The following is a 22,393-nucleotide window of genomic DNA, read 5'->3' as shown; positions in this document are numbered from 1 at the left end:
AAGGCCAATCTAGAACATATGTTCTTCTTCTATGATGCATCTCGTGCGGACACGGGTCAATCGGGTTGAACCTGACTTTTGCAGTAGAAAAGGACGGTTCTCCCGTATCTAGCTGGGAGAACCGTCCTCTATCGCATGACATTTATTGACGTGGAACGCCTCAGCTCCTCGGTTTCCTCACGGAGGCCATGATGTCGCGGACGCGGCCCCTGGTCGCCACGCGGCGCGTGAGGTCCACCCCGACGGCGTCGCCGAGCGCGTCGGTGAGGTCGGTCCTGTAGTCGAACAGCCAGCTGCCCGCGTCGAGGCGGTGGCCCACCACGTTCGCGAGGGCCTCCCGGACGGCGCCCGCAGACGGGCGCGAGCCCGTCAGCCTCTCGACGTCGGCCTGCATGAGGCGCATGACGAGCAGGGCCAGGAAGCAGACCAGGAAGTGCGCCCTGATGTGGGCCCCGGTCGAGCAGTAGACCGGCCTCGCGCCCAGGTCGCCCTTCACGACGCGGAACGACTCCTCGATCCTCCAGAGGCCGCGGTAGCAGTCGATGACCTCGCCGTCGGCCATGTCCTGCTCGCTCGTGACGATGCAGTAGTAGCCGTCGCAGCGCGCGTCCTCCTCGATCCGGGCCTCGTCGAGCGCCCAGGCGGTGGCGCCGACCTCGCCGGTCTCCGGGTCCACCGGAACGGGCCGCGCGTAGCGGGAGCTGGAGCGCTCGTAGGCGCGCGCCGCGTCGCCGCGCGCGATCGCGCGCAGGCTCTTCTCGACGACCTTGGCGCGCTCGGCGCGGCTGCGCTCGGCGAAGTCCCTGGACCAGAAGGCGACCTGCTTGACCGGCACCATGACCCGGTGCCTGCGCCCGTCCTCGCCGGCCACGTAGACGGCCTTCTCGCCGACGCGGGACTTGACCTTGTAGGTCCCGGCCTCGTTCGCGGCGTAGCCCTCCTCCGAGAGCACCCAGGACTTGAGCTCGCGGTCCGCGCCGCGCACGCTCTGGGAGAAGACGTAGCCGTTGCCGTCCAGGACGCAGCGCGCGATGTTCGCCGACGCGTTCAGCCCCCTGTCGGCCACGACCACGACCCGCCCCGGGGTGTCCGGCCCGAACCTCACCCCGGCGGCGTCCATCGCCGGCACGAGCGTCGAGACGTCGGGCACGTTGCCCGGGAACAGCGCGTAGTCCAGGGGGATGCCGTCGGCGTCCAGGAACAGCCCCATCTGCACGATCGGGCTGGGCCTGTGCTCCTTGGAGACCCCGCGCATGCGGAACCCGTCCTCGCCCTCGGCCTCGAAGTAGTAGTTGGTGACGTCGTAGTAGAGCACGCGGGTGTCGCGCGGGCCCCGGGCCGCCTCGAGGGAGGCGTTGGCGTGCGCCACGAGCCCGCCGCGCCTATCGTCCAGGTAGGTGAGCGCGCGGTAGACGTCGTCGAGCGAGAAGGGGCACTTCCTGGGGAACGCGGCCCTCTTCTCCCAGGCCCCCTTCTTGGACGAGGGGTGCGCGATGCGGTCCCACACCAGCAGCTCGAGCACGCGGTAGGGGTCGAACCCGACCTTGCGGGCCGTCCTCCTGCGCTCGAAGAAGGACAGCAGCCCCAGGTCCCGGTTGAGGTAGGCGTCGACCACGGCGGCCCCGAGCTCGAGGCGCGCCCCCTCGTCGCGCTTGTCGACCCTCTGCAGGGGGCTGATCTTGGCGATCACCGGCTCCGTCCCAGCCCGTCTGGCCTCGTTGCGCCTGGCGCACTCCGCCGTGAAGTGGGCAACCGGGTCGGCGATGCCCGACCTCTCGAGGTCGTCGACGTAGCCGAGGCTCTCGACCGTCCTCGACATGTTCTTGCCGCGCCCGTCGCGGTAGCCCTCCACGATCGTGAGGTAGACGCGCCCGTTCTTCTTCCTGGACTTCCTGAGGTACATATCCGGCCCCTGACCTGCGGGAACATATACCCGCATTATACCATACACCGATATACACCGTGCATAAAAGTCATAGAATCCCGACGAAGAAAAAGCCCATTGAGCAGGGCGAATGTGGCCTGATCTATTCAACTATGCTGCAAAACTCGGGAGATCGGTCGCGCCACGCCGGCGGTGTCCACTTTGAGCGTCACACCCACATAGCGCTTTCTCCTGTGCATGACACGCCTCCCAAGTCCGTGGTGCATCCAAGGCCAATCTAGAACATATGTTCTTCTTCTATGATGCATCTCGTGCGGACACGGGTCAATCGGGTTGAAGGCCGCGCGTCACCTTAACAATTCCTTTAAGACTTCGCGCCCGCCCTGCGGTACGCTGAAGCGCGACGTGGCGACAGCTTGAACGTGGTCGAAGGAGGAGCATGGCGGGCGAGAGGATCCTCGTCGCAGACGATGAACGCGAGATCTGCGACCTGGTGAAGGTCTACCTGGAAAACGAAGGCTTTGTGGTCGAGCCGTTTCTTGACGGCGACGCCGCCCTGGCGCGCATAGAGGACGCTCAGGCCGCTCCGATCGACCTTGCGGTCCTGGACATCATGATGCCGGGGACGGATGGCTTCGAGGTGTGCCGCAAAATCCGCGAGCACCACACGTATCCGGTGATCATGCTCACCGCGAAGGGCGAGGAGATTGACAAGATCCGCGGCCTTGCCCTGGGTGCCGACGACTACGTGACGAAGCCCTTTTTGCCGCTTGAGCTCGTGGCGCGCGTAAAGGCGCAGCTGCGACGCTATAAGCGCTATGGCGCCGAGGTCGACGGGCCGGATGCAGAGGGCCACGGGACGCGCCGACCGGGGGAGGTCATCACCTACGCCGGCCTGGTCATGGACGTGCCTGCGCACGCCTGCACGCTCAACGAACGCCCGCTCGCGCTTACGCCTACCGAGTTCTCCATCCTGCGCATCCTGCTCGAGGCGAACGGGTCGGTCGTCTCGGCGCGCGACCTGTATTTCAAGACGTTTGGCGACGCCTACTACGACAAGGGGTCGGGTTCGATCGCCGTACATATACGGCACCTGCGCGAAAAGATGGGTGACTCGTTCGAGGACCCGAAATACATCAAGACGGTATGGGGATGTGGATACAAGATTGAACGCTGAATCTCGTCAGGGCGGTCCCATGCCGCCTGCAGGACTGTCTGGCCGCGGTCGGAGCACGTCGTCCGACGCGCCGGTCACTGCAGGCGCGGCCGACCTCGCTGCTACGCGGGGGCAGCGGCAGAACCGTGAGCGCCTGCGCTTCGCCGTGGTCATCATCGCGGGGATCGGCGTCGGCATCATGCTGTATCTTCTGCTGTTTCGCTTTGTCGATGACGGGCTGAACGGCGCCTTCGTGAACTGGTTTTTCAACACGTTCGTGAGCTCCTGGGAAGTTGACTACCAGACCAACACCACCTATAACCTGGTATTCGATCCCGTGGGCGCCAAGGAGTTCTTCCTCAGGCTCGGGCTCATATTCGTGATCGTGCTGGTGGTGGTCTCGGCTGGGGTCGCCCGGTGGTATGCGCGTCGTCGCTCGCGCGCCACGGTCGAGGAGGCCGCATCGCTGCTCTCGTTTTACATGCGGCACGATGCCGAGGCGAGCGAGGTCTTTCCCGAGGGCTACGACGCGTTGGCCCTGCAGGCGACCCAGATGAAAGGGACGATGCTCGACCACGAGCGCGCCTTGCGCGACGAGGCCGCCCGCAAAAACGACCTCATCACCTATTTGGCGCACGACCTCAAAACGCCTCTGACCTCGGTGATCGGTTACCTGTCGCTTTTGGACGAGATACCCGAGATGCCCATGGAGCAGCGCTGCCGCTATGTTGGCATCACGCTGGATAAGGCCCGCCGCCTGGAGCGTCTCATCAACGAGTTCTTTGACATCACGCGCTACAACCTCACGCATATCGAGCTCGAGCTCGAGCCGGTCGACCTGTCGTTTCTGCTCGTGCAGATGGCCGACGAGTTCTACCCGCTGCTGGGCGCACATGGGAACACTGTTCGGCTGGAGGTCGAAGGGCGCGTTGTTACCACCGACGATCCCGGACCCGCCCTCATGATCATGGGCGACGCCGCGCGGCTGGCGCGTGTGTTCAACAACATCTTGAAAAACGCGATCGCCTATAGCCACGAGGGCACAGAGATCGCTGTGGTTGCCGAGCACGTGGCGGCAGGGGAGGCCGATATCTCCGGCGACTCTGCGCCAGCTGCTTCGGACGGCGCGACGGCCTGTGCCGACTCGGGCGCGCCGGAAGATGGCTCCGCGGCGTCCTCCGAGATCGTGCGCGTGGCCGTCACGGATGAAGGGGTCACCATTCCTCCGCACAAGCTCGAGGCCATTTTCGACAAGTTTTTCCGCTTGGACGAAGCCAGGGCCAGCTCCACGGGAGGAGCGGGCCTGGGGCTCGCCATCGCGCGGGAAATCGTCGAGCTCCACGGCGGCCGCATCTTTGCCACGAGCGAGGCCGGCCGCACCACCTTTACCGTCGAGCTGCCGATGGAGTAGGCGGCCGCGGGCGTCGGAGCCCATGGCGGCGTCGGCCCTCGCGTCCGCTTGCGACGGCGCGCGCTGGGCCGCCGCGTCATCATGCTCGCGTTGGGGCCGTCGCCCCGCTCTCGCCCCGTCGCGCCCGCGCGGAGCACAACATCTTGGTCAAGGGGGTTTCTTGACCGCTCGCCGAATCGTAAGGGTGAAGAAGTCGTTGAATGCTGACACCCCATCCCGTATGCGCCATTCAAGGCAACCGCAGGTGGGACGCGTGGGCTTTGCCCCCACCGACGTTATTGAAAATCTTCACAGTAATGTGAGGCAAGATTCACCAATTATGCTGACCTGCTAAAACACAATATGTAGTGATGACCCGCAAAACATTTACTGCATATAGTGAGCGCGGAACCGCTAAGATGGGTACCCGACACAACAGCGTTAAGAAAGCAGCGTTAAGAAAGGCGACGGGACATGAAGATCATCAAGCGCAGCGGTATTGAGGTCGCGTTCGACATCACCAAGATCGAGAACGCCATCCGCGCCGCGAACTTGGATGCCCCTGAGTCCGAGCGCCTCACCGAGCGCCAGGTCATCTATGCCTCGCAGAACGTCGCGGAGGCATGCGAGAATGCCGGCCACACCGTCTCGGTCGAGGAAATCCAGGACATGGTCGAGGACGAGCTCATGAAGCTCGACAAGTTCGAGGTTGCCCGCAAGTACATCATCTATCGCTATGTACAGAGCCTGAAGCGCCAGAAGAACACCACCGACGACAAGATCCTCTCGCTCATCGAGTGCAACAACGAAGAGGTCAAGCAGGAGAACTCCAACAAGAACCCCACGGTGAACTCGGTGCAGCGCGACTACATGGCAGGCGAGGTCTCCAAGGACCTCACCCAGCGCGTGCTGCTGCCGGCCGACGTGGTCGAGGCGCACAACGAGGGTCTTATCCACTTCCATGACTCCGACTACTTTGCGCAGCACATGCACAACTGCGACCTCGTGAACCTCGAGGATATGCTGCAGAACGGCACCGTCATTTCCGGCACACTCATCGAGCGCCCGCATAGCTTCTCGACGGCCTGCAACATCGCTACGCAGATCATCGCCCAGGTTGCTTCCTGCCAGTACGGCGGGCAGTCCATCTCGCTCACGCACCTCGCGCCTTTCGTGGACGTGAGCCGTCAGAAGATCCGCCGCCAGGTGCTTGCCGAGCTCGAGGAGCTGGGTGTCGATGCCTCCGAGGACAAGATCTCCGAGGTCGTCGAAGGCCGCCTGCGCGACGAGATTCGCCGCGGCGTGCAGACCATCCAGTATCAGGTCGTGACCCTTATGACCACGAACGGCCAGGCGCCCTTCGTGACCGTGTTCATGTACCTGGGCGAGGCTCGTAACGAGGCCGAGAAGCACGACCTGGCCATGATCATCGAGGAGACCCTGCGCCAGCGCTACGAGGGCGTAAAGAACGAGCAGGGCGTATGGATCACGCCGGCGTTCCCCAAGCTCATCTACGTGCTTGAGGAAGAGAACATCCACGAGGACAGCCCGTACTTCTACCTTACGCAGCTCGCGGCCAAGTGCACCGCCAAGCGCATGGTGCCCGACTACATCTCGGCCAAGAAGATGCGCGAGCTCAAGCTCTCGAAGGGCGAGAAGCCGGGCGAGGGCGATGTCTACACCTGCATGGGCTGCCGCAGCTTCCTCACGCCGGACCGTTCGGGCAACGGCTACGACAACGTCGCTCGCGCCAAGAACTACGAGCCGAACAAGCCCAAGTACTACGGCCGCTTCAACCAGGGTGTCGTGACCATCAACCTGCCCGATGTCGCGCTGTCCTCGAAGGGCGACGAGAAGAAGTTCTGGGAGATCTTCGACGAGCGTCTGGAGCTCTGCCACAAGGCTCTGCGCTGCCGTCACGAGCGCCTGAAGGGCACCCTTTCCGACGCCGCGCCGATTCTGTGGCAGTATGGTGCGCTCGCGCGCCTGGACAAGGGCGAGACCATCGACAAGCTGCTCTATGGCGGGTACTCCACCATCAGCCTGGGATATGCGGGCCTCTACGAGTGCGTGAAGTACATGACGGGCGCCAGCCACACCGATGAGCACGGCAAGGGCTTCGCGCTTTCGGTCATGCAGCACATGAACGATAAGTGCGCCGAGTGGAAGGCCGCCGAGGACATCGACTATTCGCTCTACGGCACGCCGCTTGAGTCCACGACCTACAAGTTCGCCAAGTGCCTGCAGCGTCGCTTCGGCATCATTCCGGGCGTGACGGACAAGGGCTACATCACGAACAGCTACCACGTGCATGTGACCGAGGAAATCGACGCGTTTGACAAGCTCAAGTTCGAGAGCGAGTTCCAGGCGCTTTCCCCGGGCGGCGCCATCTCCTACGTCGAGGTGCCCAACATGCAGGACAACCTCAAGGCCGTCATCCGCGTTATGCAGTACATCTACGACAACATCATGTACGCGGAGCTCAACACCAAGAGCGATTACTGCCAGGTTTGCGGCTATGACGGCGAGATCAAGATCGTCGAGGACGACGGCAAGCTGGTGTGGGAGTGCCCGAACTGCGGCAACCGCGACCAGGAGAAGCTGAACGTCGCACGCCGTACCTGCGGCTACATCGGAACGCAGTTCTGGAACCAGGGCCGCACCGAAGAGATTCGCGACCGCGTGCTGCATCTGTAGGGGCGTAGCCGGTCGAGTATGCGCTCGGTCGGCCTGCCGCCCGGGATATTCCCTTCGGTCGTGGTCCTCGGCGGGTCGCGCGTTGCGCGACGCGCCTGCGGGAAACTCCCTTTGGGAATATCCAAGGCGGCAGGCCTACGGTGAATCGGCTGCGCTGGGTCACCACAGGTTCGGCTTTTATAAGAGAACGGGCACATGGGGGGGCGTGGCTGTGACGGCCACTGCCGTTGGGGCTTGCACTTTGGAACGCTTGGGTGTCGGGATGAAAGATAGAAGTGCGAGCTTCTTTTGTTTGCAGCGAGAATCGGGTATAGTTACGTATGCAAGCCCCGTGTGACCGCTGGTTTCCATGTCACCGGGGCATCGTTTTTGGAGGGCTCAAATGAGGGAGGGACGAACGAGCGATGACGTGCGTGCATGGGCGGAGTCATGGCTCTCTGCTCCTCGCTTCCAGCGGTATCTCGATGCATGTGACGGAGATCCTCGACGCGCTCTGGCGCTCTACGAATGGAACCTTGATTTAGGCGCTGCCCTTCTCAAAGACATTTCCTATTTTGAAGTCGCTCTGAGAAACGTATACGACCGCGTTCTTTCCTCTTGGAATCATGAGGGATGCCATTGGCTCTTTGACGACGCATCGCCGGTGCGCGCGCCGTTGTTGCGCACGATGCGCTCGGGGGAGCAGCGCGATGTGAATACGCTCAATCGGCGCGCTATCGATGCTGCTATTCCCCATGGCGTCCTGTCGCCCCAGGCGGGGAGTGTCATCTCGCATCTTTCCTTTGGATTTTGGGCGCATCTGACGGATCGTGCTCATGAGCGCACGCTTTGGATCCCCTATCTTCGTCATGCGTGGCCAAAAGGTACTGACCGTTCTGAGCTTGACGCAAAGATTCGCCTTGTAAATACCGCGCGCAATCGCATCGCTCACCACGAACATCTTTTTGACCCAAAGGACCCGGCGTTTGAGCCGCTCAATATCGGGAGAATGACGGTCGAGTTATTTAGGATGCTAGTTTCTGAGCCGACGCGTTATGGAGTGTCTCTGACGCATACCGAAACGTTTTTGCGCGACAATCCCTATGCGAAGATGGTGGGAGTTCCTGCGAGGGCATCCGGTTTGGTTCAAGGGCAGATGGAGCAAGCGGTACGTTCCTATTTTGCGATGTGGGTCTCGCGCGATTTCTCGCATTTCGACGAGCTGTTTTCTCCCCGATGCCGATATGAAGAATGCTGCGGCCCTATCTACGATGGTGCAGCAGAGCTACACGGATGGATTGACCATATGCTGGCAGTGCAACGTGTCAGTTCGTGGGATATCCACGACGTTGTGGAGGGCGCTGATGGTAATACGGTTGTAGTGACGTGGACCTTTGCTGCAATGGAGTCTACTCCGCAGGAATTTGACGGATGCTCAATTATTCATTTTGGCGCTGATGCCCGTATCGATCGCGTGAGAGAGTACAAGGCAGAGCATGAGCGGTGTTTCCCACAGCGAGATGCCGCAAAGGGGGAACTATGAACTACGCCGAGATCAAGTACTTCGATATCGCCAATGGGGAGGGCGTGCGTACGTCGCTCTTTGTGAGCGGATGCCGGCGCGGCTGCCCGGGGTGCTTCAACTCGGGTGCTTGGAGCTTCAAGGCGGGCGAGCCCTTTACGCGTGAGGTTGAGGATAAGATCATCGACAGCCTGGACCATGAGTTCTGCGACGGACTCACCATCCTGGGCGGCGAGCCTATGGAGCCCGAGAACCAGGCGGGGCTCGTGGACTTTGTCGAGCGGGTTCGCGAACGTTTCCCTCGCGGAGAGCACGCCGGCGGCGCTCCCGCCAAGACGATCTGGTGCTTTACGGGCGACACGCTTGACGAGCTCATGTCGGGAGCCAAGCACCACACCGACGTGACGGATCGCCTGCTCGACTGTATCGACGTTCTCGTCGATGGACCCTGGGTGCAGGAACTCTACGATATCTCGCTGCGCTTTCACGGCTCGTCCAACCAGCGGCTTATCGACCTCAATGCCACGCGCGCCGCGGCCGCCGAGCGCGGCTGCTCGCTTGCCGAGGCCGTTCAGCTTTGGCAGGACGAGCAGATCTATTCGACGCACAGCATGTAATTGCCGCGTGTGCGTATCGGCGTACCACAACGAGGATGAAGGGGGCCGCATGGCTGAAAGCGTTCCGCATAAGCAGGGGCTTGCACCGATGCCGCGGGTGCAGGCCGTGTGGGAGCACTCGGTGTTTCAGCGCGAGTTAGCGCGGCTTGGCGCGCTCGAGCAGGACCGGGTGTTTTGCCGCCACGGCGTGCAGCACCTTATCGACACGGCGCGCATCATGTGGGCGCGCAACCTGGAGTTTGGGTTTGGCCTTGACCGCGAGGTCGTGTATGCGACGGCGCTGTTGCATGACGTTGGCAAGGCGACACAGTATGAGTCCGGTGAGCCGCACGAGCTTGCCGGGGAGCGTCTTGCGGGGGAGATTCTTGCGAGCTTGCCGGAGGGGGCTCACTTCTCCGACGATGAGCGCGCCGCGATGCTGACGGCCATTCGAGGCCATCGCCGCCTGCGCGACGATGCCGAACCACTCGAGCGGCTGCTTTACCAGGCCGACAAGGCCTCGCGTGCCTGTTTTGCCTGCCAGCCCGAGGTCCGTGCCGCCTGCAGCTGGTCTGAGTCCAAGAAGAACCTCATCATTTGCGTCTAATGTCAAGCGGCCAGCGCGGGCGTCGCAGTTACGGCGGGTGCACCGCCACGCTTTGGCAGCCTGGCCAATTGGGTATAGAACATCCTTGGAATACTAGGACGGTGTAGGCGCCCATAGAAGCGCCCGCACAGAGGATGGAGTTGATATCCATGGCAGACAAGAAGCTTCCCGAAGATACTTCGGCGGGGGAGGAGCGCCGGCTGGCACATCGCGACAAGGCGGGGCTGCCGGTGGCGCGTCGCGAGCTCGCGACGGTCGAGCCCGGCATGCTTGAGCGCGCCGACAAGATTGTCATCTCGGGTCTTGAGGTGTTTGCGAACCACGGCGTCTATCCCGCCGAGACCGAGCTGGGACAGAAGTTCGTGGTGTCCGCGACGCTCTACGCCAACCTGCGCACCGCCGGCGAGAACGACGACCTGGACGCCTCGATCGACTACGGTGCCGTATGCCACGACATCGTTGCTTTTATGCACGATCATACCTACAAGCTTATCGAGGCGGCGGCGGAGGCGCTTACGGCCTATCTTCTTGGCCGCTACCCGATGTTGCTTGGCGTACGCCTTAAGCTCGAGAAGCCCTGGGCACCCATCGGGCTGCCGCTTTCGAGCGTAGCGGTCGAGATCGAGCGTACGCGCTAGCGGCGACATACGTTGTAACAAGGACAGGGCTGGCTGTCGCTCAGGCCGGGAGGATGGTGCTTCGTGCTCCCTCCCGGCCATTTGCTTGCCGGGTGTTCAAGCGCTGCGGTAGACTCGAGAGCATCGAAGGAGGCGGCACCATGGATATCAACCAGATCGCACAGATGGCGGGCGTGTCTCGCGCCACGGTCTCTCGCTACCTCAACGACGGCTATGTCTCCCAAGAGAAGCGCGTCGCGATTCGCCGCGTCATCGAGCAGACGGGATACGTCCCCTCGCAGCAGGCGAAGTCGCTGCGCACCGGCAAGTCCTACGTGGTGGGTGTCGTGATTCCCAAGATCAATTCAACGTCGGTCGGTCGCATGACGGCCGGTATCACGTCTGTTCTCAACGATGCCGGCTACCAGGTGCTGCTTGCCAATACGGACAACGATGCAGCGCGCGAGGTCGAGTTTCTGCGACTCTTTTCCGAGCGCAGCAAGGTTGACGGCGTCATTCTGGTGGCCACGGTCTTCACCCCGGCGCATCGCGAGGTCCTGGACCAGCTGCCCGTTCCACTCGTGGTGCTCGACCAGGTGCTTTCGGGCCGGTCCTGTGTCTATCAGGATGACTTTGGGGCGCTGCGCGAGGTGACCGAGCGCGTGCTCGAGCGCGCCGAGCACCCGGCGTACATCGGCGTCTTTGAAGAGGACGTCGCTGCCGGCCGGCAGCGCCACGATGGCTTTTTGGCAGCCTGCCGCTCGCGCGACGTGCATGTTCCCGACGAGGCCCAGCTGGTCGCGGATTTCTCGGTCGATGGAGGCTATGGGTGCTGCGAGCAGCTGCTTGCCTCGTATCCGCAGGTGGACGCCATTGTGTGTGCGACGGACTCCATCGCCTACGGCGCCCTTACCTGCCTGCGCGAAAACGGCATCGAGGTGCCGCGTGACGTGCAGGTGACCGGCGTGGGCGACAGCGAGCTGTCGCAGGTGGTGACGCCGCGGCTTACGACGGTGCATCACCATTACAAGACCTCGGGCGTCGAGGCCGCCAAGATGCTGGTGGGCCTCATGACGAGCGACGATATGGTGCCGCGAGAGGTCAAGATGGGATTCGAGATCGTGATGAGGGATTCGACCGACTGCCCTGCGTAGGCACCGGACATGCATGGCGCGCGTCCCGCCCGACGGGGTGATGTCGGACGGGACGCATGCTCAGGATAATCGGTAGGCTTTATCGACGATGCACGGGCCGTCCTCTCGGCCCGCGGCAAAGCGGCGGCACAATTTGCTAGCGACGCCTGTAGAATGGCTTTTGCTGCCGAGCGCACAGAGCGTCTTGCTAGACGGACCTCCTGCCGTTTACCGATAAATACCTACCGCCCACAATCAAAAGTCTGTCAAAGAAGGCTTGTAACCCGATGTCCGGCGTATGGTGAGAACGATTTCATATGGGAACGATTTCATACACCAAGTCGGAACCCATTGAGCGTAGGGCATAGGAAAGGGAAAGGTGGTCCTATGGCGCTTGACTATAGGCAGGCGGCCCAACAGATTCTGGACGCAATCGGCGGACCCGGCAACGTGGTCTCGGCGGCGCACTGCGCGACGCGTCTGCGTCTGGTGCTTGCCGATGACTCGAAGGTGAACCAGCAAGCGGTGGACAATGCCATCGGTGCAAAGGGCAACTTCAAGGCGTCCGGCCAGCTGCAGGTCATCTACGGCACCGGTACGGTCAATAAGGTCTACGACGAGTTCATCGCGCTCGGCAACATCAGCGCCGCCTCCAAGGAGGAGGCCAAGGCCGCCGCGGCGGGGCAGCAGAAGAACCCCTTCATGCGCGCAATCAAGCTGTTGGGCGACGTCTTCGTGCCCATCATCCCGGCAATCGTGGCCTCGGGCCTGCTGCTGGGCATCATGAGCGCACTCTCCTTCATGGATTCGAACGGGTTTATCACGCTTGCGACCGATAACGCCTGGTACCAGATCCTGAACCTCGTTTCCAACACGGCGTTCACCTTCCTGCAGATTCTCATCGGATTCTCGGCCGCCAAGGCCTTCGGTGCCAACCCGTATCTGGGCGCGGTCATGGGCATGATTCTCATCAACCCGGCCCTGCAAAACGCCAACACCGTCGCGACCGACGGCGTGGCGCAGACCTTTGCGGTCATCCCCGGCGTCTACAGCATCGAGTGGGTGGGCTATCAGGGACACGTCATCCCCATCGTTATCGCCGCAGGCATCCTTGCCTTCTTCGAGAAGCGTCTGCACAAGGTGGTTCCCGAGGCCTTTGACCTGTTCGTGACCCCGCTGGTCTCGGTCGCTGTCACCGCCTACATCGTCATGATTGCCGTCGGCCCCATCTTCGTCTGGGCAGAAAACGCTATCCTCGGTGCCATTCAGTGGCTGCTGACGCTGCCGCTCGGTCTGGGCTCGCTTATCATGGGCGCGCTGTATGCGCCGACGGTCGTCACCGGCATCCACCAGATGTACACTACTATCGACCTCGGTCAGATCGCACAGTACGGCGTGACCTACTGGCTGCCGCTCGCGAGCGCCGCAAACATCGGCCAGGCCGGTGCCGCGCTTGCCGTCGCGCTCAAGACGCATGACGTCAAGATTCGTTCGCTTGCCCTTCCGTCGTCGCTCTCGGCGTTCATGGGCATTACCGAGCCCGCCATCTTCGGTGTGAACCTGCGCTTCTTTAAGCCCTTCATCGCCGGCTGCATCGGCGGCGGCCTGGGCGCCATGTTCGCCTCCATCGTCGGCCTTGCTGCCAACGGCACCGGTGTCACGGGCATCTTCGGCATCCTGCTGTGCCTGAACCAGCCTGTTCAGTATGCGATCATGTTCGCCATCGCGGGACTTGTGGCCTTCGGCATCTCCTTCATGCTCTATCGCGACCCCGTCGAGGAGGAGGCTGCGCCTACCGTCCAGGCGTCGGTGGCCGCCCCTGCCGACGATGCCGAGACCGCAGCCGCACTTTCCGCCGCTGCTGCCGACGCTGCGCTCTCTGCTGCCACGCCTAAGGCCGAAGACGCTCCTGCGGTCGCAGAGACCATCGCATCGCCGATTGCCGGCCAGGCCATTCCCATGAGCGAGGTTCCCGACCCCGTCTTTGCCGGCGAGATCATGGGCAAGGGCGCCGCGGTCGTCCCGAGCGAGGGCAAGCTATTCGCCCCGGTTTCGGGTACCATCACCGTCTTCGCCGACACGGGACATGCCGTGGGCATGATTTCCGACAGTGGCTGCGAGCTGCTCATGCATGTGGGCATCGATACGGTGACGCTTGAGGGCAAGCCCTTCACGGCGCATGCCAAGGTGGGTGACCATGTCGAGCGCGGCCAGCTGCTTCTCGACATCGACCTTGAGGCCATCAAGGCTGCGGGGCTCAACCCCGTGACGCCGGTGATCGTGGCCAACACGCCCACCTACGACACGGTCGAGGCCCATGCGGGCGCTACGGTCAAGCCGGGCGATGCGCTCATCGACGTGCGCTAGGCCGAATCGTGCGGTAGCCTAGGGAAACGCTGATTGAAGGCTCTCGTGCTCGGGGCCGTAGGCGCCCGGCGCGGCGGGGCCGGGTACGGAATGCTTTGATCGGTGTTTCCCTAGAAGCCTTCACGACGCAATATGTCGCCGGCGGGATGCCGTGCGTGTCCCGCCGGCTGTTCGGGACGAACGAGAACGATGGGAGAACGATGTCCACGGTCATGCAGCGCGAAGCGGCGGTCCAGATTCCGACGGAAGTGACGGTGCCAGAAGGGCGGGGCGACCTTTCGGCGCGTGCCGCCGAGGACCCTTCCGCGACGCTGGACAAGGAGGTCCTGAAACGCTGGCGCATGGGCTTTCACATCATGCCGCCGACCGGCTGGCTCAACGACCCCAACGGACTCTGCCAGTTCCGTGGCGTCTATCACGTGTTCCACCAGTACAGCCCCGAGTGGCCGCAGCCTCATGCGCCGCGCGGGTGGGGGCACGTGACAAGCCGTGATTTGGTGCGATGGGAGCATCACGGGATGGTGCTTGCCCCAGACACCCCGGATGACGCTTCGGGAGCTTATTCGGGCTCGGCCGCGGTGGTGCCTGGTGCGGCAAGCGACGGGGGAGACCAGCTGCGGCTGTATTACACCGGCAACGTCAAGGAGCCGGGGGATCACGACTACATCCACACGGGTCGCCAGGCAAACGAGATTCTCGTGACGAGCGATGATGCGCAGGTCTTCTCGGCCAAACGGGTCTTCATGCGCAATGCCGACTACCCGGTCGTGTGCTCGCTTCATGTGCGCGATCCCAAGGTGTGGCAGCAAGACGGATGCTGGTGGATGCTCCTGGGGGCTCGCGACCTCTTTGACCGCGGCATGGTTCTCATCTATCGCTCGGAAGACGGGCTGGCGTGGGAAGAGTATTCGATCGTGCGCCCGACTGCGGAGTTTGGCTTCATGTGGGAATGCCCGGATCGCATCTGTCTTGATGGGTGCGAATACCTCGCCCTGTGTCCGCAGGGCATGGAGGAGCGACCCTGGGCAAACGGCCAGCGCGACCAGGCAGGCTATATCCCCCTTGAGGCGGGGGAACGCCTTATTGACGTGACGGCCGTCGATCCTGCGCGCTTCGAGCGCTGGGACAAGGGGTTTGACTTCTATGCACCTCAGACGTTTGTCGACGATGCCGGGCGCACCATCTTGATCGGTTGGATGGGTATGCCAATCGCGCCCTATGAGAGCGCGCCGGCGGGGCTAGCGTGGTGCCACTGCCTTACGGTGCCGCGTCTTTTGACGAGGGGTGCTAACGGCCTTGTTGCCCAGGTACCTGTGCCCGAGCTGGAGGCACTGCGGGAGTCGCACTGCGAGCTCGCGTCGAGCGGAAAGGTCGAGCTCGACGGCCGCCGAGCGGATGTCGTGCTCGACGGGATTGCGGGAGATATCTCGCTGGTGTTGGACGGCGTGCTCGAGATCGCTTGCGCCGAGGGGGAGCTCTCGCTTGTTTTCCATTACAGGGAAAGCGACGGCCATTCTGTGGGCGCAGGCCGCACCCGGCGCACGTGTGCGGCAGGCGAGCTGCATGACCTTCGCGTGCTGGTGGACGGCTCTGCCGTCGAGGTCTTCGCCAACGGGGGGCTTCAGGTTATGGCGACGCGCTGGTTCCCCACGGCGGAGCACCTGTCGCTTGAGCTGCGCGGCACCTGCGCCTCCGCCGATATCTGGTCCATGGGAGACGGCATGGCCGAGACGTACCGCTCGGCTGATCGGTAAGGTCTATTCTGCTGCAATTCGCACGTTCAAGGGCCTCCAGAAGGGGCCTGAGCGTGTGGATTGCCGCAACATAGAATCCGAGCGTGTGCGTTGCCGCACAACACGCCTTTGTGTTCGAGGTGCGGCTGCTGTCAACGCGCCTAGGCGGGATGGCGAAGTCGCTCGGCGATCGTGCGGTTGTGCGGGCAGTAGATATCGAGAAGCATGTGGAACCGCGCGTTGTGCGTGGGCTCCATGAGGTGAACGAGCTCGTGGGTCACGACAAACTCGAGGCAGATGGGCGGATAGGCGGCAAGAAGCGAGCTGATGCGGATGTTTCGGCTCTCGGGAGTACACGATCCCCAGCGGCTCGTCATGTGGCGCACCTGCCATCGATTGGCCTGCACCCCCATGCGGTCCTCGACGCGATGGGCCACGATGGGCAGGGCGCCTTCCATCTCATGGCGGTAGAGCGCCTTGGTGAGCTCGGCGTGGACGACGGGGTCAAGGGGATGCGGCGGACAGGAGCTCTCGGCGTCGGCGGCCGAGAGCGAAAGGGCAGCTGCTAGGCCCGTCTCCCGCAGGGCTTCGATGAGTGGGGTCCGTTCTCCCCAGAGTGGAACCATGCCGTCGGCAAGCGGCATCTCATGTTGGCGCGCCGCATGGTCGCGGCGGCGTGCGACGCGTTCGGCGATCCAGTCGCGTCGGCGCAACAAAAAGTCCTCGGCATCGGCCCGCGTGCCGCGCAGGGGCACGCTGAGGTGAACCGAACCGTCGGGTCGAACGCGCAGGTTGAGGTTTTTGACCCGCTTGCGTTCCACCTCGACGGGAATGCGGCCGATAGCCGTCTCCAAAACGATTTCATACGACGTCCCGCTGCGGCCGCGCGAGGGGCCGCCGCTCAGATAGCTCATGGGTCCTTCTTCCTGCATCATCGAGTCGAGCCGTCGTATCTTGGAGTATAGCAAAGCCCGTCGAGGGGCTGGGCGCGGCCGCCTCTGCGAGATGCCTGGCAACGTGCGTCTTATCTTTTGTAAGGGATTGCCTGCGAGCGTGCGTATAAGCGATAAGTCATGTATAGTGGGCCGCAATATTCGGGCGGGAGTTCGCGGCAAGCTGTCGCAGCATGGGATGCCTGCCCCAGAGTTGCAAGGAGAGAGACATGTCCAACCAGGGAAAGAAGGTCAAGGCGCATTATCGTGGCACGCTGGATGACGGCACGCAGTTCGATAGCTCCTATGATCGTGGCGAGCCGATTGAGTTCACCTGCGGCGCGCACCAGATGATCGCCGGCTTTGACGCCGCGGTCGTGGACATGGTCGTGGGCGAGAAGAAGACGGTGCACATTCCTGCCGCCGACGCATACGGCGAGCGCCGCGATGACCTCATCCTGCAGTTCCCTGCAGTGCAGGTTCCCAATATCGATCAGATCTCGAAGGGCGATAAGCTGTTCCTTTCGGGCCCGGGAGGCATGCCGGTGCCGGTCGTGGTGCTCAACGTCGACGCCGACGGCGTGCTGCTTGACGCCAATCATGAGCTGGCGGGCAAGGACCTCAACTTCGACATCGAGCTCGTCGAGGTCGAAGAGGACTAACGGCACGGCAGCGCTGCTTGGTGCGCGGTGCGGACCGTCTACAAACGAACGAAATAACAGCGCGGCCCCGTGATTGGCGGGGCCGCGTTTACGTACGAATGGATTGTGTGGACCGCATCCAACGGGTGCGTGAAGACTGATACGAGACGCGGTTGGAACCGTTGCGCCTGCGTTGGAAAGGAGGCTAGCGGGAATCTTCGGCTTGTCGCTTGCGGCAGGTCGGGCACAGGCCCTCGAAGAACGTGTAATGCGAGTGCACCTCGTAGCCTGTCGCCGAAGCGGCCTTCATGTCGAGGGCGGGGTCATAGGGAAGCGGCAGGTCGGCGATGGCTCCGCAGGAGGAGCACAGCACGTGGGTGTGCTCGTCGGTACGCCAGTCGAAACGGCTGCCGCCAGGGGCTTTGAGTATGCGGATCGCGCCTTCATCTACCAGCAGGTTGAGGTTGCGATAGACGGTTCCGCGTCCGATGTGCGGGTCGTGTTCGCGAGCTGCGAGGAAGATCTCGTCGGCGGTGGGGTGGTCGTCCATGGTGCGGACGATATCCAGGATGAGTTTGCGTTGCCGTGTGTTTCTGCGCTGCACCATGCCCTCCTTCCTCATCGCGGGGCTGCGACGTCCCTGCGCCGGGGTCGGCGGGACATCACGAGGGTCCGTCTTCCATGATTGTAATGTTATCGCATGAATAGCTTTTTATGCGACCGCGCTGGCATATACGCCACAGAACAGGCAAAACCTCTGCAGCGCGGCATGCGCGGGGCGGCAAAAACGCACGACGGCGGAAGATCTGCTTTTGCGGCAAATCTTCCGCCGGTATCTCGTCGTTGCTTTGCATGTGCGTTGTTACGCATCCGGCCGCGCCGCGCGGCGTATCCTTCGGCAGCGGCGCTCGTCTGGAGCGAGGCAGCAGCTGCAACGGGCTAGAAATGCACGTCGAACGTGTCTTCGTCGGTCTGGAGCGGCAGCCCGTGCTCCTCGTCCAGGCGAATCTCGTAGCCGGCATGGTTGTAGTAGCTGTGCACGCCGTCGAGATGCTTGATGATCGCAGCAGGCGTTCCCTGCACCTCGAGCTCGACCTTGCCGTCGCGCAGATTCTTTACCCAGCCGGTGAGGTTGAGCTGGTTTGCCACGCCCTGGTTGGTCCAGCGAAACCCAACGCCCTGGACGGTGCCCGAAAAGAGCAGATGAAGGCGCAAGGGCTCGTTGCCATCATTCAGGCTTGTCTGCAGTCGCTTGATGAGGTCGCGCTCAAGGGGACTCCGAAGCGTCGGGTCGATCGGCTTGTAATTCGATGCGTCGGGTGTGCGGAATCGGTCGAAGAACCCCATGGCATCACCGCCCGCTCTCGCTTGTTGATGCTTCTTGAGAGGCAGCGTTCCCGGCGTCGGCAGGGAACGAGATGCCACCCTGGCGGCGCGCTTCGTCCATGATCGACAAGGTTGCAAGCGTCATGGCACGGAAGGTTCCCACGGTGCCGTATTCGCCAGCCGGCGCGTCCGAGACGGGGCAGCCGCCGCGGACCGCCTCCACCGCAGCAATAAAGTCTTCGAGCTCGTAAGCCATGGTGTTGGAGCAGTGGGGCAGGTCGAATTGCTCCACGTGGCCGCCCTCCTGCGAGCGCATGACCTTGGCCGAGCCACGCTCGGCCTTGCCGCGGAAGGAGATTTGGGCGTGCGCAGGAACCGAGATGGAGTCGAGGGTGAGGGTCGCCGTCTCACTTTCAAACTGTACCGGCAGGTCGTCGTTGGAGATCTTCGAGTAGGCAAGCTCCACGATATAGCTGGGATAGCGCGCCAGAATCGAACCGGCACCATCGATGGGTCCGTTAGTGAGCGCCTGAGTGGACTCGTCCAGCAGGACGGGGGCAAAGCTGATGGACTCCGGCTCACCGAAGAGCGCAACCATGGCTTCGACAGGATAGACGCCCATGTCCATGAGGGCTCCCGACGCCATGGCGCAGTCGAAGATATTGGTGCGCTGCCCCGAAAGGATGCTGTCGTAGCGGGACGAATACTTGCCAAAGCGAATGCTTGCGCGGCGGAGGCGTCCCAGGCGCGGCAGAAGGTCGCGCACGGCGGCAAGCGCCGGGTCATGCACCGGCCTCATGGCTTCAAGCGCCACCACCCCCGCACGTTCGGCGGCCTCGAAGACCTGCTGGGCTTCGGCGCGGTTGGAGCCAAAGGGCTTCTCCACGAAGACGTGCTTCCCCTGGGCGATGCAAGCAAGGGCCTGGGGCGCGTGGAGCGCGTTGGGGGAGCCGATGTACACGGCGTCGACCGCGTCGCTCGCGGCGAGCTCGTCGAGGTCCGTGAACGGCTGGGTGCCGCCATGCTCGGCGGTAAAGGACGCGGCGCGGTCGGCATCGCGCGACAGCGTGCCCACAAAGACGGCCCGATCGCTTTGGTTGAGCACCTCGATGAGATTGTCGGTGATCATGCTTGTCCCGATGGTGGCGATACGAAGCACAGAGACCTCCTTTGTGTGAAGCGGGCGGGCGCCGCGCGGGCCGGCGATGTGACGGACGCGTTGCCGTGCGGCTGTCAGTCGGCGTCTGCCGCGGTGAAACCGGTATCGATGTCCAGTCTACCCGAATCGGCCGCGGTGGTAGCAAGCTCGTCGCAGCGCTCGTTGAGCTCGTGTCCTGCATGACCTTTCACCCAGACGAACTCGACATGATGGGGCCGCTTCGCCTCGAGCAGGCGCTTCCACAGATCGATGTTCTTCACCGGCTTTTTCGACGCCGTCTTCCATCCGCGCTTGATCCAGCCGTCGATCCAGTGCTTGTTGAACGCGTTGACCACATACTGGGAGTCCGAGTGCAGCTCTACGTCGCAGGGTCGGTTGAGCGCCTCAAGGGCTGCAATGACGCCCATGAGCTCCATGCGGTTGTTCGTGGTGCGTTCAAAGCCGCCGCTCAGCTCGCGTGTGAACGTTTCGCCGTGGCGGTTGGTATATGAGAGTACGGCTCCAAAGCCTCCGTTGCCGGGGTTTCCGCGGGCGGAGCCGTCGGTGTAGATGGTTACCTTCACACGGGTCCTTTCTTGTAGAAGGGCTCCCGGTCGATGCGGGACGCGTGCGACCTGGGTGCTCTATTGTCACGCGAGAGCGGGATGTATGGGCGAAAAACGAGAAAAAACCGAGACGCGTTGCGGGTTCTGGGTCCCATCGGAGCGGCGCCTTGCTCTTTGCGGACAGCTTACCAAGTCTTTGCCATGGCCTGTCGAGCGGAGCGTAAGGTGTACGGGTGCGATGCCGCGTCGCCTTCCGGGCAGGTGTGGCGATATGTCTGGGAAAGGGGTCTCTATGACCGAGTTCGGTTGGGTGGTTGCAATGGTCGCGGGGGCCGTCGGTGCCTTTATGGCGTCTGAGGTCGTGCGCGAGCTTGAGCGCCGCCACGATGAGATGGCGCTGCAAGAGGCCTCTGAGCGGTCCTGCTAGCAACCACCGACACCTGGGACACGCCGCGTCGTGCAGCTTTGGTTGGTTGCGGCGCTCCAAAGGTGGGTGTCGGGCTTTCCCGTGACGTCGCACCTCTTCGGCTTTCCCGTGGCGTCGCGCTCCTTCGCAGGTGGGCAGGTACAATGGTCGAGGGCCGTGCTCGATGCGCGTGCCCGCCCTGGCTTCCTGTGCCCATCTGCAAGACGCCGGGGCTTCTCGGCGTGAGGAGGATGCATGCAGTATCGAGTCGACCCAACCAACGGGCAGCGTATATCCGCTCTTGGGCTGGGGTGCATGCGGTTTCCCGGCTTCGCCTTGGGTAGGCCCGATGCCAAAGCGGCCGACGCCATCATTGCCCGTGCCGTCGAGCGGGGCATCAACTATCTGGATACCGCCTACCTCTATCCGGGCAACGAGCAGTGTGTCGGCGCGTCGCTTGAGCGGCTGGGCCTGCGCGACCGCGTGCTGCTTGCAACCAAGTTTCCTCACGGCTCATGTAAGCGCGCGTCCGACTTCGACCGGTTCTTTGACGAGCAGTTGCGCCGCCTACGGACCGACCACGTCGACTATTACCTTATCCATAACGTTACAAGCCCCTCGCAGTGGGAGCGGCTGTGCGCCTTGGGGATCGAGGGCTGGATCGATCGCTGCAAGAAGGAGGGGCGGATTGGCCGCATCGGTTTTTCCTACCACGGCAGCGCCGGCGACTTTCCGACTATGCTCGATGCGTTCAAGTGGGATTTCTGCCAGATTCAGTACAACTACCTCAATGAGCACTATCAGGCGGGCACTGCAGGTCTAAAAGCGGCCGCAGCGCGCGGTATGGCAGTGTTTGTTATGGAACCGCTGCTGGGAGGTCGCCTGGCCCAGCACCTGCCGCCGGATGCGAGTCGTATCCTGGAGCGGGCGGCGACCCCCGAGCGCCCGACCCCGGCGGCGTGGGCGCTATCCTGGGTGTGGAATCACCCGGAAGTGACCATGCTTCTGTCTGGTATGGCCTCGCCCGAACAGGTGGATGAGAACGCACGCGTTGCCGAGACCGCCCTGCCTGGGTCGTTCGGTGTTGACGAGCAGAGGACGATCGAGCAGGTGGTGGAGGTGTTCCAGCGCTTCGAGCGCGTCCCCTGCACCGGCTGTAACTACTGCATGCCTTGTCCCCAAGGCATCAACATCCCTGGCTGCTTTTCTGCCTACAACGCATCGTATGCTCACGGATGGTTCACCGGCGTGTCACAGTACTTCACCGCCTCAGCCATCCGCAGCGGGCATCCCAAGCTGGCGACGAACTGCGTGCGGTGTGGCGCCTGCATGCGCCATTGTCCCCAGCATATCGAAATACCCGATCGGCTGGATGACGTCAGGCGCCGGTTGACACCAGGACCGGTAGGTGCCGCGCTCAAGCTGCTTGCTCGGCGCTAGGATTCGGTTGCTGCGGTGACGCTGCACCGGCGAATAATAGCCCTGCTGCCGCCTCATGTCCTCTTGTAGACAAACATCTTTGCAGGTAAACGACCTTAATTTAGCTGTCCTTGGGAGAGGAGCATAACGAATTGGCGCGTCGAGCCGTTTTCTGTCTTGAGCCATCGCAACGTTGTAGAGCCAAAAATGCATAGTTTTGTTTGGTTCTTGCATAGCATGAGTCGGCTTTCGAGCGCATTTGTCGTTGGCAAGGCGCTGCCGG

Annotated in this window: 19 protein-coding genes; 13 read left to right on the top strand and 6 right to left on the bottom strand. The window is 62.7% G+C overall.

The window, feature by feature from the left end:
- Positions 1-160 precede the first annotated feature (160 nt).
- Positions 161-2,035: an IS1634 family transposase gene (locus B5F33_RS06075; protein WP_143757955.1), complete on the bottom strand. Its 1,875-nt coding sequence runs from the start codon at positions 2,033-2,035 to the stop codon at positions 161-163.
- Positions 2,036-2,324: 289 nt separating this feature from the next.
- On the opposite strand from B5F33_RS06075, the gene B5F33_RS06070 reads away from it, so the two are divergent.
- The 10 genes from B5F33_RS06070 to B5F33_RS06025 all read left to right on the top strand — a co-directional run bounded on the left by B5F33_RS06070 (position 2,325) and on the right by B5F33_RS06025 (position 15,703).
- Positions 2,325-3,062, top strand: a complete 738-nt coding sequence (locus B5F33_RS06070; protein WP_087410906.1) for a response regulator transcription factor — start codon at positions 2,325-2,327, stop codon at positions 3,060-3,062.
- A 19-nt stretch (positions 3,063-3,081) separates the two neighbouring features.
- Entirely contained in the window at positions 3,082-4,452 is a 1,371-nt protein-coding gene (locus B5F33_RS06065) for a HAMP domain-containing sensor histidine kinase (RefSeq protein WP_143757954.1), read from the top strand.
- Between the two features lie 453 nt (positions 4,453-4,905).
- Entirely contained in the window at positions 4,906-7,128 is a 2,223-nt protein-coding gene (nrdD, locus tag B5F33_RS06060; RefSeq protein ID WP_087410905.1) for an anaerobic ribonucleoside-triphosphate reductase, read from the top strand.
- Positions 7,129-7,510: 382 nt separating this feature from the next.
- The gene (locus tag B5F33_RS06055; protein WP_158095321.1) at positions 7,511-8,650 is read left to right on the top strand and encodes a nuclear transport factor 2 family protein; all 1,140 of its coding nucleotides are present in this window, start codon (positions 7,511-7,513) and stop codon (positions 8,648-8,650) included.
- Positions 8,647-9,246 carry an anaerobic ribonucleoside-triphosphate reductase activating protein gene (gene nrdG / locus B5F33_RS06050; protein WP_087410903.1) on the top strand — a complete coding sequence of 200 codons (600 nt, stop codon included), beginning with the start codon at positions 8,647-8,649 and terminating at the stop codon, positions 9,244-9,246. Before B5F33_RS06055 ends, nrdG begins: the two co-directional genes overlap by 4 nt.
- Positions 9,247-9,295: 49 nt before the next feature.
- Positions 9,296-9,832, top strand: coding sequence for an HD domain-containing protein (locus tag B5F33_RS06045; RefSeq protein ID WP_239284880.1), 537 nt, complete (start codon positions 9,296-9,298; stop codon positions 9,830-9,832).
- Positions 9,833-9,981: 149 nt separating this feature from the next.
- Entirely contained in the window at positions 9,982-10,470 is a 489-nt protein-coding gene (folB, locus tag B5F33_RS06040; protein ID WP_087410902.1) for a dihydroneopterin aldolase, read from the top strand.
- 140 nt (positions 10,471-10,610) lie between these two features.
- Positions 10,611-11,603, top strand: coding sequence for a LacI family DNA-binding transcriptional regulator (locus tag B5F33_RS06035; protein WP_087410901.1), 993 nt, complete (start codon positions 10,611-10,613; stop codon positions 11,601-11,603).
- Positions 11,604-11,969: 366 nt separating this feature from the next.
- Positions 11,970-13,949: a PTS transporter subunit IIBCA gene (locus B5F33_RS06030; protein WP_087410900.1), complete on the top strand. Its 1,980-nt coding sequence runs from the start codon at positions 11,970-11,972 to the stop codon at positions 13,947-13,949.
- A 200-nt stretch (positions 13,950-14,149) separates the two neighbouring features.
- The gene (locus B5F33_RS06025; protein WP_158095320.1) at positions 14,150-15,703 is read left to right on the top strand and encodes a glycoside hydrolase family 32 protein; all 1,554 of its coding nucleotides are present in this window, start codon (positions 14,150-14,152) and stop codon (positions 15,701-15,703) included.
- A gap of 140 nt (positions 15,704-15,843) precedes the next feature.
- On the opposite strand, the gene B5F33_RS06020 is transcribed toward B5F33_RS06025, so the two are convergent.
- Positions 15,844-16,596 (bottom strand): SprT family zinc-dependent metalloprotease, encoded by a 753-nt coding sequence (locus B5F33_RS06020; protein WP_087410898.1) that lies wholly within the window; start codon positions 16,594-16,596, stop codon positions 15,844-15,846.
- Between the two features lie 248 nt (positions 16,597-16,844).
- Between B5F33_RS06020 and B5F33_RS06015 the strand changes: the two genes are divergently transcribed.
- Positions 16,845-17,276: a peptidylprolyl isomerase gene (locus B5F33_RS06015; protein ID WP_087410897.1), complete on the top strand. Its 432-nt coding sequence runs from the start codon at positions 16,845-16,847 to the stop codon at positions 17,274-17,276.
- Between the two features lie 184 nt (positions 17,277-17,460).
- Here B5F33_RS06015 and B5F33_RS06010 read toward each other — a convergent pair whose 3' ends face one another.
- The 4 genes from B5F33_RS06010 to rnhA all read right to left on the bottom strand — a co-directional run bounded on the left by B5F33_RS06010 (position 17,461) and on the right by rnhA (position 20,303).
- Positions 17,461-17,862 carry a transcriptional repressor gene (locus tag B5F33_RS06010; protein WP_204214427.1) on the bottom strand — a complete coding sequence of 134 codons (402 nt, stop codon included), beginning with the start codon at positions 17,860-17,862 and terminating at the stop codon, positions 17,461-17,463.
- 332 nt (positions 17,863-18,194) lie between these two features.
- Positions 18,195-18,470: an acylphosphatase gene (locus tag B5F33_RS11090; protein WP_255376255.1), complete on the bottom strand. Its 276-nt coding sequence runs from the start codon at positions 18,468-18,470 to the stop codon at positions 18,195-18,197.
- Between the two features lie 136 nt (positions 18,471-18,606).
- On the bottom strand, positions 18,607-19,740 hold the full coding sequence (locus tag B5F33_RS06000) for a Gfo/Idh/MocA family oxidoreductase (RefSeq protein WP_087410895.1): 1,134 nt from the start codon (positions 19,738-19,740) through the stop codon (positions 18,607-18,609).
- Between the two features lie 74 nt (positions 19,741-19,814).
- Positions 19,815-20,303 (bottom strand): ribonuclease HI, encoded by a 489-nt coding sequence (gene rnhA / locus B5F33_RS05995; RefSeq protein ID WP_087410894.1) that lies wholly within the window; start codon positions 20,301-20,303, stop codon positions 19,815-19,817.
- Positions 20,304-20,577: 274 nt separating this feature from the next.
- Between rnhA and B5F33_RS11085 the strand changes: the two genes are divergently transcribed.
- Positions 20,578-20,712, top strand: a complete 135-nt coding sequence (locus B5F33_RS11085; RefSeq protein WP_255376254.1) for a hypothetical protein — start codon at positions 20,578-20,580, stop codon at positions 20,710-20,712.
- 234 nt (positions 20,713-20,946) lie between these two features.
- Positions 20,947-22,131, top strand: coding sequence for an aldo/keto reductase (locus B5F33_RS05990; protein WP_087410893.1), 1,185 nt, complete (start codon positions 20,947-20,949; stop codon positions 22,129-22,131).
- The last annotated feature ends 262 nt before the right edge of the window (positions 22,132-22,393 follow it).

This window comes from Collinsella sp. An2, assembly GCF_002160065.1.
In the GTDB taxonomy this organism is placed as follows: Bacteria; Actinomycetota; Coriobacteriia; order Coriobacteriales; family Coriobacteriaceae; genus Limicola.
This window is presented reverse-complemented; position numbering and strand designations above follow the sequence as displayed.

What these genes read in the sequence shown, in the direction of transcription:
- B5F33_RS05990 (WP_087410893.1), top strand. Translation starts at nt 20,947, where the DNA reads ATGCAGTATCGAGTCGACCCAACCAACGGGCAGCGTATATCCGCTCTT.
- B5F33_RS11085 (WP_255376254.1), top strand. Translation starts at nt 20,578, where the DNA reads ATGACCGAGTTCGGTTGGGTGGTTGCAATGGTCGCGGGGGCCGTCGGT.
- nrdG (WP_087410903.1), top strand. Translation starts at nt 8,647, where the DNA reads ATGAACTACGCCGAGATCAAGTACTTCGATATCGCCAATGGGGAGGGC.
- nrdD (WP_087410905.1), top strand. Translation starts at nt 4,906, where the DNA reads ATGAAGATCATCAAGCGCAGCGGTATTGAGGTCGCGTTCGACATCACC.
- B5F33_RS06055 (WP_158095321.1), top strand. Translation starts at nt 7,511, where the DNA reads ATGAGGGAGGGACGAACGAGCGATGACGTGCGTGCATGGGCGGAGTCA.
- B5F33_RS06035 (WP_087410901.1), top strand. Translation starts at nt 10,611, where the DNA reads ATGGATATCAACCAGATCGCACAGATGGCGGGCGTGTCTCGCGCCACG.
- B5F33_RS06065 (WP_143757954.1), top strand. Translation starts at nt 3,082, where the DNA reads ATGCCGCCTGCAGGACTGTCTGGCCGCGGTCGGAGCACGTCGTCCGAC.
- B5F33_RS06070 (WP_087410906.1), top strand. Translation starts at nt 2,325, where the DNA reads ATGGCGGGCGAGAGGATCCTCGTCGCAGACGATGAACGCGAGATCTGC.
- B5F33_RS06030 (WP_087410900.1), top strand. Translation starts at nt 11,970, where the DNA reads ATGGCGCTTGACTATAGGCAGGCGGCCCAACAGATTCTGGACGCAATC.
- B5F33_RS06045 (WP_239284880.1), top strand. Translation starts at nt 9,296, where the DNA reads ATGGCTGAAAGCGTTCCGCATAAGCAGGGGCTTGCACCGATGCCGCGG.
- B5F33_RS06010 (WP_204214427.1), bottom strand. Translation starts at nt 17,862, where the DNA reads ATGGTGCAGCGCAGAAACACACGGCAACGCAAACTCATCCTGGATATC.
- B5F33_RS06015 (WP_087410897.1), top strand. Translation starts at nt 16,845, where the DNA reads ATGTCCAACCAGGGAAAGAAGGTCAAGGCGCATTATCGTGGCACGCTG.
- B5F33_RS06020 (WP_087410898.1), bottom strand. Translation starts at nt 16,596, where the DNA reads ATGAGCTATCTGAGCGGCGGCCCCTCGCGCGGCCGCAGCGGGACGTCG.
- folB (WP_087410902.1), top strand. Translation starts at nt 9,982, where the DNA reads ATGGCAGACAAGAAGCTTCCCGAAGATACTTCGGCGGGGGAGGAGCGC.
- B5F33_RS06025 (WP_158095320.1), top strand. Translation starts at nt 14,150, where the DNA reads ATGTCCACGGTCATGCAGCGCGAAGCGGCGGTCCAGATTCCGACGGAA.